Origin of the sequence: Frigoribacterium sp. MCBA15_019 (genome assembly GCF_001864945.1) — a bacterium.
Taxonomy (GTDB): domain Bacteria; phylum Actinomycetota; class Actinomycetes; order Actinomycetales; family Microbacteriaceae; genus Frigoribacterium.
Genome location: NZ_MJGS01000022.1, coordinates 113924 through 128203, shown reverse-complemented (window position 1 = coordinate 128203; position 14280 = coordinate 113924). Strand labels below are relative to the sequence as shown.

Genomic DNA, 14280 nt, shown 5'->3' with positions numbered 1-14280 from the left:
CATGTTCACTTCGTGGCGGGCAGGCGGGCTGGCGGGCTGGCGGGCTGGCGGGCTGGCGGGCTGGCGGGCTGGCGCAGCTTGCGACCCGACTGGATAGGGTTCCGTCATGTTATGGATATCCGTCGTCGGGGTGTTGGCCGGAGTCTGGTGCCTGGTCGCGCCGCCCCGGGCCATGTTGTTCGGCTCGCGCTGGCAGGTGCGCGACGGCGACCGGGCCGAGCCGAGCGACCTCTTGATCCGCTACACCCGGGTCTCGGGCGTGATCCTGATCGTGCTCTCGGTCGGCTTCGGGTTCTGGGGCTCAACCGCGCAGCGACAAGCGGAGGCACGCGAGTCGTTGCAGGACGCCTGGGACATCGGCGTCTTCTCGTCCTACAGCGACCTGCAGATCGACCTCGACCCCGACGTCGAGCAGACCACGAGCGTGGCCGGTGTGATGTCGCGGTCCACGGGCGAGCAGCAGGGGCTGCCGGTGTGGCAGGCGAAGGTCGTCGGGCGTGACGACCTCGGCGAACTGGGCGGAGACCTGGCCGACGGTGACGTCGTCGTCGCCGTGCGGCAGGGCAGCTGTCAGCCCGGGACGGTCTTCGTCGAAGAGAGCGCCGACGAGGTCTCGGTGGCGGTGACCGGCACCTCGAAGATCCGGTTCCAGGGCGCGCCGTTGCGCTGCGGCACATCGAACCCGTTGACGAGGCCCGACGCGGCTGAACTCCGCATCGTGCACGTGCCCCTGTCGGCGCCACTCGGCGACCGCGAGCTCGTGCTGCCCGACCCGCCGGAGCGCGACTGACCACTCGCACCGCGCCTCCTCACCCTCGGACCGCGTCCACGCCGCCACCCGGCCACGAAGTAAACATCCCGCCACCTTTTCTCGTGGCGGGATGTTTACTTCGTGGCGGGGTGGCAGGGTGGCAGGTCAGCAGGGCGGCGGGCTGGCGGCGGCGCTACTGCCGACGCCTGCTCGCGACCAGCGCCACGACCAGCCCCGAGATGACGGCCGCCCCGACGGCGTTGGTGACGCGGGCGCGGCGGCGGTAGCGCTGGTGGGCCTGGTCGGTGGCCTCCATGGCGGCGATCGTGACGGTCTCGGCGACGTCGCGCACGGTCTTCTCGGCGCGGTCGGCGATCACCTCCGCGCGGTCGACCAGATCGTGGGCCGACGACCCGGCGCGGTCGGTGACGTCGCGCACCACGGTCTCGGCCCGGCCCGCGAGGTCGTGCAGGGCACCCCGGGCGACGGGCGGCACGACGTCGGAGGTGTCGATGAGTTCACGGGCCCGCCGTGCGGCGCGGGTGACGAAGTCGTCGGGGTCGGTGGTGCTCATGGTCGGCTCTCTCCGTTCGCCCGCGCACGGGTACGACGGGTCCCCGCCATCGTGCTCCCCTCACACGAGGAACGGGCCCACAAGCCCCGAGGAGGCGCGGATCGCGTCCCCGAGGACACCCCGTCCCCAGCACACCGCGCCAGGAAGTGGGCACAGCACCAGCCCTTGACCTGGCGCTGTGTCCACATCCTGGCGTCATGCGCCCCGGCACCCGCGCCCTGCCGCACCGCAACCCACCGCCCCGCACCTCCTCCCCGCACCGCACCGCACCGCCGCCGAGCGCGCAGACTGGCCTCTGACCCCCCGACGGAACGAGCCACTCCCCCATGACCACCACCGTCCTCCTCGCCGGCGCGACCGGCGACCTCGGCCAGCGCATCTCCCGCGAGCTGCTCCGCGACACCACGAGCGACGTGCGCCTGCGCGTCCTGACCCGCCCCGGCAGCACCGGCGCGGCCACGCTGTTCGGTGACGACGACCGGGTCGAGGTGACCCGCGCCTCCTACACGGACGTGCCCGCCCTGACCGAGGCCGCCCGCGGCGCCGACGTCGTCGTGTCCGCCGTCAGCGGCGTCCGTCCCGTGATCATCGACGCGCAGCGTGCACTGCTGAAGGCAGCCGTCGCGGCGGGGGTTCCGCGGTTCGTGCCGTCGGACTATTCGGCCGACTACCGCAGCATACCGCCGGGCAGCAACCGGAACTTCGAGCTGCGGCGTGAGTTCGCGGCCGACGTCGACGCGGCTCCGATCCGGGCGACGTCCGTGCTGAATGGCATGTTCACCGACCTGCTGACCGGGGACGCGCCGATGGTCCTGTTCGACCGGAAGCGTGTGCTGTTCTGGTCGTCGGCCGACCAGGTGCTCGACTTCACGACGAAGGACGACGTCGCCCACGTCGTCGCCCGGGTCGCGCTCGACCCCGAGGCTCCGCGCGTCGTCGAGGTCGCAGGGGACCGGGTCACCGCCCGCCAGGTCGCCCGCACGATGAGCGAGCTCACCGGCACGCCGTTCAAGCCGCAGTGGGCCGGCACGACCGGCACCCTCTCGGCGATGGCGGCCGTCATGCGCCGCACGTCGAAGGGCGACGACACGTTCCCCGCCTGGCAGGGCATGCAGTACTTCGTGAACATGTTCAGCGGCGACGCGCAGCTGCGCCACGTCGACAACGACCGCTACGGCCCCGAGCGCTGGACCACCGTGCGCGACGTCCTCGCGACGCGGACCGGCTCGCCGGCCGGGTCCGCCGCCTGACCACCGCAGGAGGCGCGGGTCGCGTCGATCACGCCTCCGTCGCTTCCCGAGACCGCCCGACCACCCATGTCGTCCCCGGGTCGCGCCGCTCTCAACCCCCGGGTGGATGCCCGCCTCTGCCGCCGGCCGCCACGATGGCGTGTGCCGTTCACCCCCAGCCATGCCGTCGTCGCCCTGCCGTTCGTCCGCACGCCCCTGCCGTTCGGGGCGATCGCGGTCGGCTCCATGGCGCCGGACGTGCCGCTGTTCTTCCCCGTCGGGGTGACCTACGAGCAGACCCACGGGTTCCCGAGCCTGCTGCTGTTCTCGGTGCCGGTCGCGGTGCTGCTCTACCTCGTCTGGCGCGTGCTGCTGCGGCCGGCGGCGCGCGCCCTGCTGCCGACGTCGATCGGGTCGCGCCTGCCGACGTCGTGGGACTCACGCGGTCCCGTGCCCGGCGACGGGACCGGCCCCTGGACCGACCCCGGCACCGGCTCGGGGGCCGGCCTGGCCCGCACGGCCCCGTGGGCCCTCCTCGCACTCGTCCTCGGTGTGCTCACCCACGTGTTCTGGGACGCGTTCACGCACCCGGACCGCTTCGGCAGCACGCTGATCCCGGCCCTGGCCGAGCAGTGGGGGCCGTGGGTGGGCACGCAGTGGGCGCAGTACGTCTCGTCACTCGGCGGGCTGGTCGTGCTCGGCATCGCGGCCGTCCGGTACCTGCGGCGCACTCCCCCGACCACGACGCCCGAGACCGCGCTCCTCGTCCCGGATGCACGCATCCGCCTCGTGTTCTGGGCCTCGCTCGCCGCGGCCCTCGTCGCCGGCGTCGTGATCGTCGCCGCGACCCGGGGACTGCCGACCGACGTCCACACGGCGAAGTCGTTCACGTTCTTCGCCGGCACCCTCGCGGGCGCACTCGTGCTGGTCGCGACGGCCGTCGCGGCGGTGGCCGTCCAGCTGATCCGCGCTCGCGCACACCCCCGACGAGCCTGACGCGGACGGCCTCCGCCGCCGTTGCCGCCCCCGAGGAGGCGCGGCTCGCCCCGATCGTGCACCGGCGGCGGCGACGGCACCGAGCAGGGACGCAGGAGGTGCGCTCGGCCGACCCGCGCCTCCTGCGTCCCTGCTCACCCGGCCCGGTCGCCCGCGGTCGAGGCGGTGTCGCGTGGCAGCACGATCCGCGCGGTCAGCCCGCCGCCGGGCGTGTCGACCAGGTCGACCGACCCGCCGTCGTGCTGGACGAGTTCTCGGGCGATGGCGAGTCCGAGGCCGGAGCCGCCCGGCGTGGTGCTCCAGAAGCGGTCGAACGCGCGGGCCCGGTCAGCCGCCGACATGCCGGGCCCGCGATCGATCACCTCGACGAGGACTCCGTCCGCCTCCTGGGGCGCCGTCGCTCGCAGGGTCACCGCCTCGCCGGTCGGGCACACCCGCAACGCGTTGTCGATGAGGTTGTCGAGCGCCTGCTCGAGCTGCCCCGGCGAGGCCAGCGCGACCAACCCCGGTCCGCCCGACCCCGACCCGCCGAACCCCGGTCCCCCCGACCCCGGCCCCCCGAGCTCCACCACGATCCGCGCCCCGACGTCCTCGGCCGACGACGACCAGACCTCGGCCCGCGCCTCCAGGACCGCACCGACGTCGACGGGTACCGGTGTGGCCGAGGCACCCTGACTCCGGGCGAGCACGAGCAGGTCCGAGACGAGCCGGCTCAGCCGACCGGACTCGCTCAGGGCGCGATCGACGGCGGCCACGTCGGCGGGGTCGTCGAGCCGGTCCTGCAGGTTCTCGAGGCCGAGGCGCAGGGCGGTGAGGGGCGTGCGCAGCTGGTGCGACGCGTCTGCGGTGAAGGCCCGCTGGGCCGAGAGCAGCACCTCGATGCGTCGGGTGCCGTCGTTCAAGGTGCTCGCGAGACGGCGCATCTCGGGCGGGCCCATCGCGTCGAGGTCGGCGCGGGCGGTGAGGTCGCCGCGCGAGATGCGGTCGGCCATCGCGTCGAGCAACCGCAGCGGGCGCAGCAGCGACGTGGCGACGACGGCGCTGGCGATCACCGAGAGCACCAGGACGACCGCGCCGGCCGCGAGCCGGAAGAGCCAGATGCCCCGCACCTCCTCGTCTACCGGGGCCGTGGGCACCGTGACCCGGACGGCGCCGTCCACCCGGCCGTCGTCGGTCGTCGCGGGCACCGTCACCTGCAGGCCACGCTCGCCGAGCACGGAGTCGTCGAGTGACCGCACGCGCTCCTGCCCCGACAGGGCGGCGTCGAAGTCGCCGTCGTCCGCCCCGACGACCGGCCGGCCGAGGGCGGGTGACCGGTCGACGCCGATCAGCTCGACACGGCCGTCGGTCTGCTCCTCCATCTCGTCGCGCAGCTGCAGCAGCGCCACCCGGGCGCCGCGGGCCGTGGCGTCGTCCGCTTCGGTGGCGGTGGCGAGCAGGACGGCGATGGTGCGTGCCTCGCGCAGGGCCACCTCGCGTTGATCGCTGCGCAACAGGTCGGTCAGCTGCAGGCCGACCGGCACGGTGAAGGCGACGAGGGCGAGCCCGACGATCACGAGGTACGAGGCGACGAGCCTACGGCGCATCGGCGTGCTCCAACCGGAACCCGACCCCGCGCACGGTCGTGATGGCGATCTCGGGCCCGAGCTTCTGCCGCAGGGCCGACACGTGGACGTCGAGGGTGCGCGTCGACCCGAACCAGTGGCTGTCCCAGACCTCGTCGATCAACGCCTCCCGGGTGACGACCGACCCCACGCGACGGGCCAGGGCGACGAGCAGGTCGAACTCCTTCGGCGCGAGGGCGACCTCGGCGTCGTGTCGGCGCACCCGCCTCGCCGCGACGTCGACGCTCACGGCGCCGAGGGCCACGGCAGGAGGCGCGGGTTCGGTGGCCTCGCCCGTCGCGTCGCCCCCGTGGCGCCGGGTCACCGCGCGGATGCGTGCCACGATCTCGCGGACGCCGAACGGTTTCGCGACGTAGTCGTCGGCACCGACCTCGAGCCCGGCGACGGTGTCGACCTCGTCGCCTCGGGCGGTGATGACGATGATCGGCACGTTCGACCGGGCTCGGAGCCGCCGGCAGACGTCGAGGCCGTCCATGTCGGGCAGGCCGAGGTCGAGCAGGACGACGCCGGGTGGGTCGGCGTCGAGCGCCTCGCCTCCGGTCGTCACCCACTCGACGTCGTAGCCGAAGCGTGCGAGGCCCTCGCGCAGCGAGGCGGCGATGGCGGGATCGTCTTCGACGAGCAGAACGAGCACGGTCGACGATCTCACCCTCGACTGGACGGACGGCGAACGCAGGAGGCGCGCGCCGGCCGACGGGGCACGGTCGCCTAGCCCTTCACCGGCTCCTTCGACGAGTGGTGCTCGACGATCTGCCACTCGCCGTCGTCCTCGGCGTAGACGAACGTGAACCGGGCCGGCACGACGTCGCCGCTGGCACCCATCGTGAACGTGTACAGGCCGGAGTGCGAGACGTAGCCGTCGCCGAGGTCGCGGACGACGCTCTCGGTGATCTCGCCCTGCGGTTCGTTGAGCAGGAAGCCCTCGAAGTACTCGAGGCGCTCGGCGGGGGTGTCGTGGATGCCGGGCGAGACCGTCGGCAGCAGGACGGCGTCCTCGGCGTAGTGCTCGGCGACCCGGGTGGGGTCACCGGTGGCGAGCGAGGCGTTCCAGTCGTCGAAGAGGGACTCGACCTCGGCCTCGGTCGGGACGTCGGCCGTCGGGGGCGTCTTCTCGGCCGTCGAGGAGTCGCGGGCCGGGTCGGGGGCGGCGGCGGTCGCGGCCGTGAACCCGGTGATGCCGAGGACGGCGGCGGCGGAGACGGCGATGACGGGGAGGGCGATTCGACGGCGGGTCATGTGCGTGTTCCTTCGCTTGGGGGCCGGTGTGCCGGCCCGTGGTGTGCGGTGGATCAAGCCTCTCGAGAGGCGCGTCAGCACTCGGTCAGCAGGAGGTCAACGCGGGGACAAGATCGCGGTCGGGTGTCGCTGGGGAGGAGGCGCGCCTCACCCCGAGGAGGCGCGGCTCACCTCGCCCGCTACCGTGGCCGGATGAGCACCGAGGCCTGGGAAGACCGCGTCGCCGCCCTCTGGGCCGACGAGACCGTCGACGACGAGCAGCGAATCGAGCGCATGACGGCCCTGGCCGCCGATGCACCTCACCCCGCGCTGGGCGAGTTCGAGCTCGGCGGCGCCCACGACTCGGGGGGCCGGGAGGCCGAGGCCCACGTGCACTACGCGGCGGCGACCGAGGCCGGCCTCGATGCCGTCGATCCGGCCCGTGCCGCGCAGATGGTCGTGCAGCACGCCTCGACCCTGCGCAACCTCGGTCGCGTCGACGAGGCCATCGCCATGCTGCGTGACGCCCCCGAGCACCCGGCCACCGGAGCGGCGCCGAAGGTCTTCCTCGCGCTCGCCCTGCACAGCGCCGGCCGGGTCGACGAGGCTCTGCGGGTCGCGATCGAGGCCGTCGAGCCGACCCTCCCCCGCTACCACCGCTCGGTCCGCGCCTACGCGGCCGCACTCACCGAGCGCTGACCCGGCCGCCGCCAGTGCGAGGCGCCGGCCCGTCCGCTGAGGATGGCCACCGCCCCGCGCCGCCCGTAAGGTTGTCACGACATACGTTCGGCTGAGGGGAGCACATGACCGACGCAAAGCTTCCGGCCGATCTCTTCGCCGACCTCGACCGCGGCAGCCCCATCCCGTTGTGGTTCCAGATGTCCACGCGACTCGAGGCGGCCATCCTGGGTGGGCAGCTGCCCGCGGGCGCTCGACTCGAGAACGAGGTCGGACTCGGCGAACGTCTCGGCCTGTCGAGACCCACCGTCCGCCGAGCCATCCAAGAGCTGGTCGACAAAGGACTCGTCGTCCGGCGGCGAGGCATCGGCACCCAGGTCGTCCACGGACCCGTGACTCGCAACGTCGAGCTGACCAGCCTGTTCGAAGACCTGACCGACAGTGGCAAGGCCCCGACGACACGTCTGCTCGCCCACCAGGTCGTCGAGGCCGACGAGAAGACCGCCATGGCGCTCGGCATCGAGGTCGGCGACCAGGTCAGCCACGTGCGGCGCCTTCGCCTGGCGGACGGGGTCCCCGTCGCGGTGCTCGAGAACTACCTGCCGCTCGACCTCGCCCCGTTCTCGGACGCCGACCTCGCCGCCCAGGGCCTCTACCAACTGCTCCGAGCCCTCGGCGTCACGATCCGGGTGGCGAAGCAGCGGATCGGAGCCCGGGCCGCTCACGCCGACGAGGCTCAGTTGCTCGAGATCGAGCCGCGCGGGGCCGTGCTGACCATGACCCGCACCGCCTACGACGCGTCGGGGCGGGCGGTCGAGGTCGGGCACCACTGCTACCGGCCCGACCTCTACTCGTTCTCGATCACCCTCGTCGACAAGTAGTCGAGGAACGGCGTCGGGCGGCGGTGGCCGGCTCCAGGCGCCGACGCCCGACCGACCGGCGGGTCAGCCGGCCTGTCCGGCGGCGGAAGGCACCTGCAGTTCACCCGTCACGTACTGCGCCGCCCCGAAGCCGAACGACCAGTCCTGCGGACCGTTCTCGACGTAGCCGATGAAGACGTCCCCTCCGGCCACGCCGACGGTCTCGAGGCCCGAGGCGATCCGGGCGTAGAGGGCCTGCTTGGCTTCGTCGGTGCGTCCCCTCTGGGTGAAGATCTGGATCATGACGACTCCGCCGGAGCGTTCGAAACCGAGCCCGGCGTCTTGCGCGATGATGCGACCGGCCGGCAGTTCGTTGATCACCTGGAAGCGGTCTCGAGGCGGGATGCCGTAGACCTCGACGATCGCGTCGTGGACGGCGTCGGCGATCGCGGTGATCTGTTCGGGGGTGCGACCGGGCAGGAGGTCGATGCGGACGAGGGGCATGGTCTCTTCTTTCGTCGGGAGTGGTCAGGTGTCGGCGGGTGTCGGCGACTCAGGCGCGCGACGCGGCGTCGATGCGCGCCGTGATCTGTTCGCGTTGGTAGCGACTGACGCTGTCGACGGCTTCGTCCTCGGCGAAGACGCTCGAGACGGCGACGGTGTCGTCGCGATCGAAGAAGCCGAGCCGGTGCAGGCCGCCGAAGAAGCCGTCCCAGTCGACGTCACCGTCACCGATCTTCAGGTGCTGGTGCACACGGGCCGCGTTGCCGGGCGGGTTGGAGATGTACCGCAGCCCGTGCGACCGGCGGTGGTCGAACGTGTCGGCGATGTGGACGAGCCCGAGCGACTGCCCGGCCGCGGCCATGATCTCGGCCATGTCGCCGCCGTAGTGGAAGGTGTGGCACGCGACGTAGGCGAGACCGACGTGCTTCGTGTTGAGACCGCGGATGACCCGGAGGGCCTCCAGGCCGTCCTCGACGAAGTCGTCGGGGTGCGGGTCGATGAAGACGCGGATGCCCTCACGTTCGAGGACGGGCAGCAACTCTTCCATCGACCAGTAGAACTGGCGCTCGGACTCTTCCGACAGCTCGGGCCGACCACTGAACTCGGTGTTGATCACGTCGACACCGAGGCGGGCGGTGATCTCGATGACGCGCTTCCACTGCTTGACGGCGGCCCGACGGGACTCCTCGTCAGGACCGGACCAGCGCAGGACGGGCAGGACGGACGCGATCTCGACCCGCGCCTCCTTGCAGGCCGCCGCGAAGGCGTCGACGAGGTCGTCGTCGGCCTTCGGGTGCCGGAAGAACGGGATGAAGTCGCGGTGCGGGGTCAGCTGCAGGTGGTCGTACCCCAGCTCGGCGACCTTGGCGGGCAGCTCGAGCAGGGAGTGGCTGTGGTGCAGCGGAGTGGGGTCGAGGGCGATCTTCACCACCGGTCACTCCCCCGTCGCGGCGGCACGGGGCAGGTCGTAGAACGACGGCTTGGCCATCGCGTAGTCGACCTCGACGCGGCGGCCGGTCTTCTGCGCCTCGACGCCGGCGGTGGCGACCACGCTCGCGAGGTAGCCGTCCCAGGCGCTCGGACCGTCGATGGTGCCGCGGTGCGCGGCGTCGACCCAGCGCTGCACCTGGATGTCGTAGGCGGCGCCGAAGCGTTCTTTGAACGTCGGCGGCACGGCGACGCCCGACCGGGCGGCCGTGGTGAGCTGGAGTCCGGTCTCGCGCCCGATGGAGGCCACGCCGCTCTCGAAGACGGCGTCCGTGGTGACCTGGTAGCCGAACTGGATGTTGACGTTGATCTCGACGATCGCCATCGTGCCCGACTCGGTCTCGAGGATCACGAACTGCGGCTCGCGGAGCCCCTCGGGCGCCAGCGAGTTGCGGCGGGGCTTCTTGACCTCGACCGCGACGATCGGCTCGCCGGCGATGAAGGGGACGGCATCGATCTCGTGGATGACCGAGTCGAGGATGAGCATCTCTTCGGAGTAGCTCGGCGGGGTCGTGGCGTTGCGGTGGGCGCAGTGCAGGGCGAGCAGGGCTCCGTGCTCGCCGGACGCGACGAGGGCCCGGAGGTCTTGGTACCCCTGGTCGAAGCGGCGCATGAAGCCGACCTGGATGTGCGGCCGGTCGAGCCTCTGCTCGGCCTCGAGCACGCGGAGCGACGCGGCCTCGTCGGTCGTGAGGGGCTTCTCGCAGAGGATGGCCAGACCGCGGTCCAGGGCGGGCAGGAGGACGGCTTCGTGCAAGAACCCGGGGGTGGCGATGATGACCGCGTCGATCTCGGTGGCGGCGAGCGCCTCGTCGAAGTCGGCCGCGGTGATCGCGCCGGGGGCGGTCGCCGCCGCGGCGTCGGCACGAGCGGTGTCGGGGTCGACGACGGCGACGACCGTGGCCCCGCTGATGGTGGACGTGATGCGGGCGACATGGTCGGCGCCCATCATGCCGGCGCCGACGACGGCGACGCGGAGGTCGGGGGTGGTGGTCACAGGGGTTCTCCTTCGGGGCGGGGGATCGTCGGCGGGGACGTCAGACGAGGCGGGAGCGGGGCGAGCAGCTCATGATGTGCTCTCGCGTGCGGGTGGCGATGCCGAGCGGCAGGTCGATCGATTCGACCGGGAACATGTCTTGCTCGACGATCGCGAAGATCTCGGGATCGATGCGGCTGACCGCGTCGAGCACGGGGGCGAGTTCGGGCACGCCCTTCGGCGGCTCGACCATGACGCCCTGGGCGACGGCGTCACCGAACGGCACGTCGTTCTTGAGCACGGTGAAGCGCAGGTCGGAGTCGACCTGCTTCAGGTGCAGGTAGCCGATGCGGTCGGGGTACTGCTCGACGAGGCGTACGGAGTCGCCGCCGTAGTACGCGAAGTGCCCGGTGTCGAGGCAGAGGTTGGTGTAGCGGGCGTCGGTCTCGGCCAGGAAACGCTCGGTTTCTCGGTACGTGCCGACGTGGCTGTCGGCATGGGTGTGGAACTGCTGCCTGACGCCGAATTCTTCGAGGAGCGCCTTGCCGAGCTTGTCGTGACCGGCGCCGAGTTTCGCCCACTGGTCGTCGGTGAGGGTGCGGGCCTCGAGCACCTCGCTCGTGGCGTCGCTGCGCCAGAGGTCGGGGATGACGACGAGGTGCTCGGCACCGAGCGTCGAGGCGAGCCCGGCGACGGCGAGCGCTTGGTCCCAGGCGCGTCGCCACTGGTCGTCGCCCTTGTGGAACCCGGTGAAGACGGTGCCGGCAGACAGCTTCAGGTCGCGCCGACCGAGCTCGTCCTCGAGCTGGTGGGGGTCGGTCGGCAGGTACCCGTAGGGGCCCAGTTCGATCCAGTGGTAGCCGGCCTGTTGCACCTCGTCGAGGAAGCGCGGCCAGGGGATCTGACTGGGGTGCTCGGGGAACCAGACGCCCCACGAGTCGGGCGCGGTCCCGATGCGGAGCCCACGCCCACCCGGGCCGGTGGGCGTGGCGTCGGGGTCGGTGACGGTGTCGGTCATGGCGGCGGTGCCTTTCGAGAGGGTGCGGGTGAGGTTCGGCGGTGTCAGCCGAGCAGCGGGCGCTGGGCGGCCTGCTGCTCGCGGTAGTCGGCCAGGGCGGCCGTGGTGCTGCCGAGGGTCGAGACCTGCGCGACCGGGACGTCCCACCAGCCCTCGCCGTCCGGGGCGTAGACGAGTGGGTCGCTGTTCACGTGGATGAGCGTGCTCGTCGACGAGGCCTTGGCCGCGGCGAGGGCTGCGGAGAGGTCGGCCACGGCATCCGTCGTCGGTTGCACTTCGACGACGTCGAGCCCGTAGCTGCGGGCGTTCATCGCGAGGTCGACCGGGAGCACCTCGGTGCCCTGGAAGTCGAGGGACTCGGGATCGAGCTTGCGGTAGAGGGTGCCGAAGCGCTCGGCGCCGACGGTCTCGGAGAGGTGGCCGATCGAGGCGTAGCCGTGGTTCTGGATGAGGACCACGATGATCTTGATGCCCTCGGCGACGGCGGTGACCAGTTCGGTGTGCAGCATGAGGTAGGAGCCGTCACCGACCATGACGATGACGTCGCGGTCGGGGGCACCCCTCTTGACGCCGAGGCCACCGGCGATCTCGTAGCCCATGCACGAGAACGCGTACTCGACGTGGTACCCGAGCGGGTCGCGGACCCGCCACAGCTTGTGCAGGTCGCCGGGCAACGACCCGGCCGCCTGGACCACGACGTCGGTGGGGTCGCTGGCGGCCTGGACGGCGCCGATGATCTCGGGCTGGCCGGGCAACGCGAGCCCGGACGGCTGGAAGGCCTCGTCGACGAGGGCATCCCAGGTCGCCTTCTCGGCGGCCACGCGGGTGGCGTGCTCGTCGGGTACCCGGTGCTCGGCGAGCGCCGCGCCGAGGGCGTCGAGCGTCTCGCGGGCATCGGCCACGACGGGCAGTTGCGAGCCGTGCTTGTAGGCGTCGAAGGACGTGACGTTGACGTTGACGAACCGCACGTCGCTGTCCTGGAAGGCCGTCCGTGAGGCGGTGGTGAAGTCGCTGTACCGGGTGCCGATGCCGATGACGAGGTCGGCCTCGGCGGCGATGCGGTTCGCGGCGGTCGTGCCGGTGGCGCCGATGCCCCCGAGGTACTGGGGGTGGTCCCAGGCGAGTGACCCTCCGCCGGCCTGTGTGGTGCCGACGGGGATGCCGGTCGCGCGGGCGAGGGCGTCGAGTTGCTGCTCCGCGCCCGAGTAGAGGATTCCGCCGCCGGCGACGATGACGGGGCGCTTCGCACCCTTGACGGCGGCGACGGCGCGCTCGAGCGGCCCTCGCTCGGGCACGGGCCGCCGGATGTGCCACTCGCGGGGTTGCAGGAACTCGTCGGGCACGTCGAGCCACTCGGCCTGGACGTCCTCGGGCAGGGCGATCGTGACGGCACCGGTCTCGGCCGGATCGGTCAGCACGCGCATCGCGGCGAGCGCGATCGAGAAGAGCTGCTCGGGCCGTTCGACGCGGTCGAAGAACCGCGACAGCGGCCGGAACGCGTCGGTCACCTGCAGGGACGTGTCGTGCGGCATCTCGATCTGCTGCAGCACGGGATCGCTGACCCTCGTGGCGAAGGTGTCGCTCGGCAGCAGCAGGGCCGGCAGGCGGTTCGTCGTCGCGAGCGCGGCGGCCGTGAGCATGTTGGCGGCACCCGGACCGACGGAGGCGGTGCTCGCGTAGGTCGCGCGCCTCCGGTGCATGCGGGCGTAGCCCACGGCCTGGTGCACCATCGCCTGCTCGTTGCGCGCCTGGAGGTACGGCATGAGGCCCGGCCGGTCGACGTGGTACTGCTTGAGCGCCTGGCCGACGCCCGCGACGTTGCCGTGGCCGAAGATGCCGAACATGCCGGGGATGGTGCGTTCTCGCACGTCACCGTCGACCGTCCATTGGTTGGCGAGGAACTCGACGAGTGCCTGGCCGACGGTGAGTCTCTTCGTCGTCATCGACGCGGTCCTTTCGAGGGTGCGGTTGGTAGGTAGGGCAGCCGGGGGTCGGGAGCCTGGGACTCCCACCCGGCACGGACCCAACCGTGTGCCGGGTCGTCGGTGATCAGCCAGGCGCGCTCGGGGTCGGGCCCCGCCATGACGTTGAGGTAGTAGAGGTCGTAGCCCGGGGCGGCGACGGCGGGGCCGTGGTACCCGAACGGGACGAGGGCGACGTCGCCGGTGCGGACGAGGGCGTTCACGTCGATCTGCCCCGCAGGTGAGCTGTAGGTGGCGAACATGCCGAACGGGTCGGCCTGCGAGGGGGCGTCGAGGCCGCGGCTGACGGCGGACTCGAAGTAGTAGATCTCTTCGAGGCGGGACTCGGTGCCGGGCACCCCCTCGTCGTGTTTGTGCGGAGGGTACGACGACCAGTTCTCGGCGGGCGTCACGACCTCGCAGACGATGAGCTTCTGGGCGTGCAGCCCGTCCGGGGTGCCGAAGTTGTGCACCTGGCGGGTCGATCGACCGGCTCCGCGGATCTCGACGGGGATGTCGTCACGACGGAGCACCTGCACGTCGAGCACCTGGTCGGCGGGTGCCTCGGCGACCGCGACCCGACCGTGCCCGGTGACCACCGCCTCCGTCCGGACGCCCAGGTAGGCGACGTCGGCCGGCCCGTCGAAGACGGACTCGCGCCCGGCGAGCTCGAGGGTGCCCGACCCACCTCGGGCGTCGCTCCACTCGACCACGACGTCACCGGTCAGCGGCACCACCATGCGCTCGAGCCCACCGGCGGCGAGGTGCAACGAGACACCGTCACCGAGCTCGCCGACGCGCAGGCCGGTGTGCTGCCAACCGTCGAGGTCGCCGTCGACGACGGTCTGCCAGCCGTCGCGGGTCAGGTCGCCGCGGGGGAAGAACCAGCGGGGGTCGTCGTTCATG

General features: G+C 72.1%; 15 protein-coding genes. 5 read left to right on the top strand and 10 right to left on the bottom strand.

Annotated features, from left to right (window positions below):
- Positions 1 to 106: 106 nt before the first annotated feature.
- A complete protein-coding gene (locus tag BIV04_RS15975; RefSeq protein ID WP_143048749.1) occupies positions 107 to 790 on the top strand; it encodes a hypothetical protein in 684 nt (227 codons plus the stop codon).
- 154 nt (positions 791 to 944) lie between these two features.
- Here BIV04_RS15975 and BIV04_RS15970 read toward each other — a convergent pair whose 3' ends face one another.
- Positions 945 to 1325, bottom strand: a complete 381-nt coding sequence (locus BIV04_RS15970) for a hypothetical protein (RefSeq protein ID WP_071257577.1) — start codon at positions 1323 to 1325, stop codon at positions 945 to 947.
- A gap of 326 nt (positions 1326 to 1651) precedes the next feature.
- Here BIV04_RS15970 and BIV04_RS15965 point away from each other — a divergent pair, with 326 nt between their 5' ends.
- A complete protein-coding gene (locus BIV04_RS15965) occupies positions 1652 to 2575 on the top strand; it encodes an NmrA family NAD(P)-binding protein (RefSeq protein ID WP_071257575.1) in 924 nt (307 codons plus the stop codon).
- A gap of 141 nt (positions 2576 to 2716) precedes the next feature.
- Entirely contained in the window at positions 2717 to 3550 is an 834-nt protein-coding gene (locus BIV04_RS15960; RefSeq protein ID WP_071257572.1) for a DUF4184 family protein, read from the top strand.
- 134 nt (positions 3551 to 3684) lie between these two features.
- On the opposite strand, the gene BIV04_RS15955 is transcribed toward BIV04_RS15960, so the two are convergent.
- The 3 genes from BIV04_RS15955 to BIV04_RS15945 all read right to left on the bottom strand — a co-directional run bounded on the left by BIV04_RS15955 (position 3685) and on the right by BIV04_RS15945 (position 6411).
- Positions 3685 to 5136 (bottom strand): cell wall metabolism sensor histidine kinase WalK, encoded by a 1452-nt coding sequence (locus tag BIV04_RS15955; protein WP_071257570.1) that lies wholly within the window; start codon positions 5134 to 5136, stop codon positions 3685 to 3687.
- Positions 5126 to 5809, bottom strand: a complete 684-nt coding sequence (locus BIV04_RS15950; protein WP_055975992.1) for a response regulator transcription factor — start codon at positions 5807 to 5809, stop codon at positions 5126 to 5128. Before BIV04_RS15950 ends, BIV04_RS15955 begins: the two co-directional genes overlap by 11 nt.
- Positions 5810 to 5883: 74 nt before the next feature.
- Positions 5884 to 6411 carry an SgcJ/EcaC family oxidoreductase gene (locus BIV04_RS15945; RefSeq protein ID WP_071257568.1) on the bottom strand — a complete coding sequence of 176 codons (528 nt, stop codon included), beginning with the start codon at positions 6409 to 6411 and terminating at the stop codon, positions 5884 to 5886.
- 192 nt (positions 6412 to 6603) lie between these two features.
- On the opposite strand from BIV04_RS15945, the gene BIV04_RS15940 reads away from it, so the two are divergent.
- Entirely contained in the window at positions 6604 to 7089 is a 486-nt protein-coding gene (locus BIV04_RS15940; RefSeq protein WP_071257566.1) for a tetratricopeptide repeat protein, read from the top strand.
- A 104-nt stretch (positions 7090 to 7193) separates the two neighbouring features.
- Positions 7194 to 7949, top strand: coding sequence for a GntR family transcriptional regulator (locus BIV04_RS15935; protein WP_071257564.1), 756 nt, complete (start codon positions 7194 to 7196; stop codon positions 7947 to 7949).
- 63 nt (positions 7950 to 8012) lie between these two features.
- On the opposite strand, the gene BIV04_RS15930 is transcribed toward BIV04_RS15935, so the two are convergent.
- Genes BIV04_RS15930 through iolB form a run of 6 tightly spaced genes read right to left on the bottom strand, consistent with a single transcriptional unit; the run spans position 8013 to position 14279 of the window.
- Positions 8013 to 8432: a tautomerase family protein gene (locus BIV04_RS15930; protein WP_071257562.1), complete on the bottom strand. Its 420-nt coding sequence runs from the start codon at positions 8430 to 8432 to the stop codon at positions 8013 to 8015.
- Positions 8433 to 8481: 49 nt separating this feature from the next.
- Positions 8482 to 9360: a sugar phosphate isomerase/epimerase family protein gene (locus tag BIV04_RS15925; RefSeq protein ID WP_071257614.1), complete on the bottom strand. Its 879-nt coding sequence runs from the start codon at positions 9358 to 9360 to the stop codon at positions 8482 to 8484.
- Between the two features lie 6 nt (positions 9361 to 9366).
- Complete coding sequence (locus BIV04_RS15920) at positions 9367 to 10416, bottom strand: Gfo/Idh/MocA family protein (protein ID WP_083396535.1); 1050 nt, start codon at positions 10414 to 10416, stop codon at positions 9367 to 9369.
- A gap of 40 nt (positions 10417 to 10456) precedes the next feature.
- The gene (locus tag BIV04_RS15915; RefSeq protein ID WP_071257560.1) at positions 10457 to 11413 is read right to left on the bottom strand and encodes a sugar phosphate isomerase/epimerase; all 957 of its coding nucleotides are present in this window, start codon (positions 11411 to 11413) and stop codon (positions 10457 to 10459) included.
- Positions 11414 to 11457: 44 nt separating this feature from the next.
- Entirely contained in the window at positions 11458 to 13356 is a 1899-nt protein-coding gene (iolD, locus tag BIV04_RS15910) for a 3D-(3,5/4)-trihydroxycyclohexane-1,2-dione acylhydrolase (decyclizing) (RefSeq protein WP_071257558.1), read from the bottom strand.
- Complete coding sequence (gene iolB / locus BIV04_RS15905; RefSeq protein ID WP_071257609.1) at positions 13353 to 14279, bottom strand: 5-deoxy-glucuronate isomerase; 927 nt, start codon at positions 14277 to 14279, stop codon at positions 13353 to 13355. Before iolB ends, iolD begins: the two co-directional genes overlap by 4 nt.
- Position 14280 lies beyond the last annotated feature (1 nt).

Bases quoted from the DNA above. Each gene is read 5' to 3' on its own strand.
- BIV04_RS15975 (WP_143048749.1), top strand. From the start codon at position 107: ATGTTATGGATATCCGTCGTCGGGGTGTTGGCCGGAGTCTGGTGCCTG.
- BIV04_RS15970 (WP_071257577.1), bottom strand. From the start codon at position 1,325: ATGAGCACCACCGACCCCGACGACTTCGTCACCCGCGCCGCACGGCGG.
- BIV04_RS15965 (WP_071257575.1), top strand. From the start codon at position 1,652: ATGACCACCACCGTCCTCCTCGCCGGCGCGACCGGCGACCTCGGCCAG.
- BIV04_RS15955 (WP_071257570.1), bottom strand. From the start codon at position 5,136: ATGCGCCGTAGGCTCGTCGCCTCGTACCTCGTGATCGTCGGGCTCGCC.
- BIV04_RS15945 (WP_071257568.1), bottom strand. From the start codon at position 6,411: ATGACCCGCCGTCGAATCGCCCTCCCCGTCATCGCCGTCTCCGCCGCC.
- BIV04_RS15940 (WP_071257566.1), top strand. From the start codon at position 6,604: ATGAGCACCGAGGCCTGGGAAGACCGCGTCGCCGCCCTCTGGGCCGAC.
- BIV04_RS15935 (WP_071257564.1), top strand. From the start codon at position 7,194: ATGACCGACGCAAAGCTTCCGGCCGATCTCTTCGCCGACCTCGACCGC.
- BIV04_RS15930 (WP_071257562.1), bottom strand. From the start codon at position 8,432: ATGCCCCTCGTCCGCATCGACCTCCTGCCCGGTCGCACCCCCGAACAG.
- BIV04_RS15915 (WP_071257560.1), bottom strand. From the start codon at position 11,413: ATGACCGACACCGTCACCGACCCCGACGCCACGCCCACCGGCCCGGGT.
- iolD (WP_071257558.1), bottom strand. From the start codon at position 13,356: ATGACGACGAAGAGACTCACCGTCGGCCAGGCACTCGTCGAGTTCCTC.
- iolB (WP_071257609.1), bottom strand. From the start codon at position 14,279: ATGAACGACGACCCCCGCTGGTTCTTCCCCCGCGGCGACCTGACCCGC.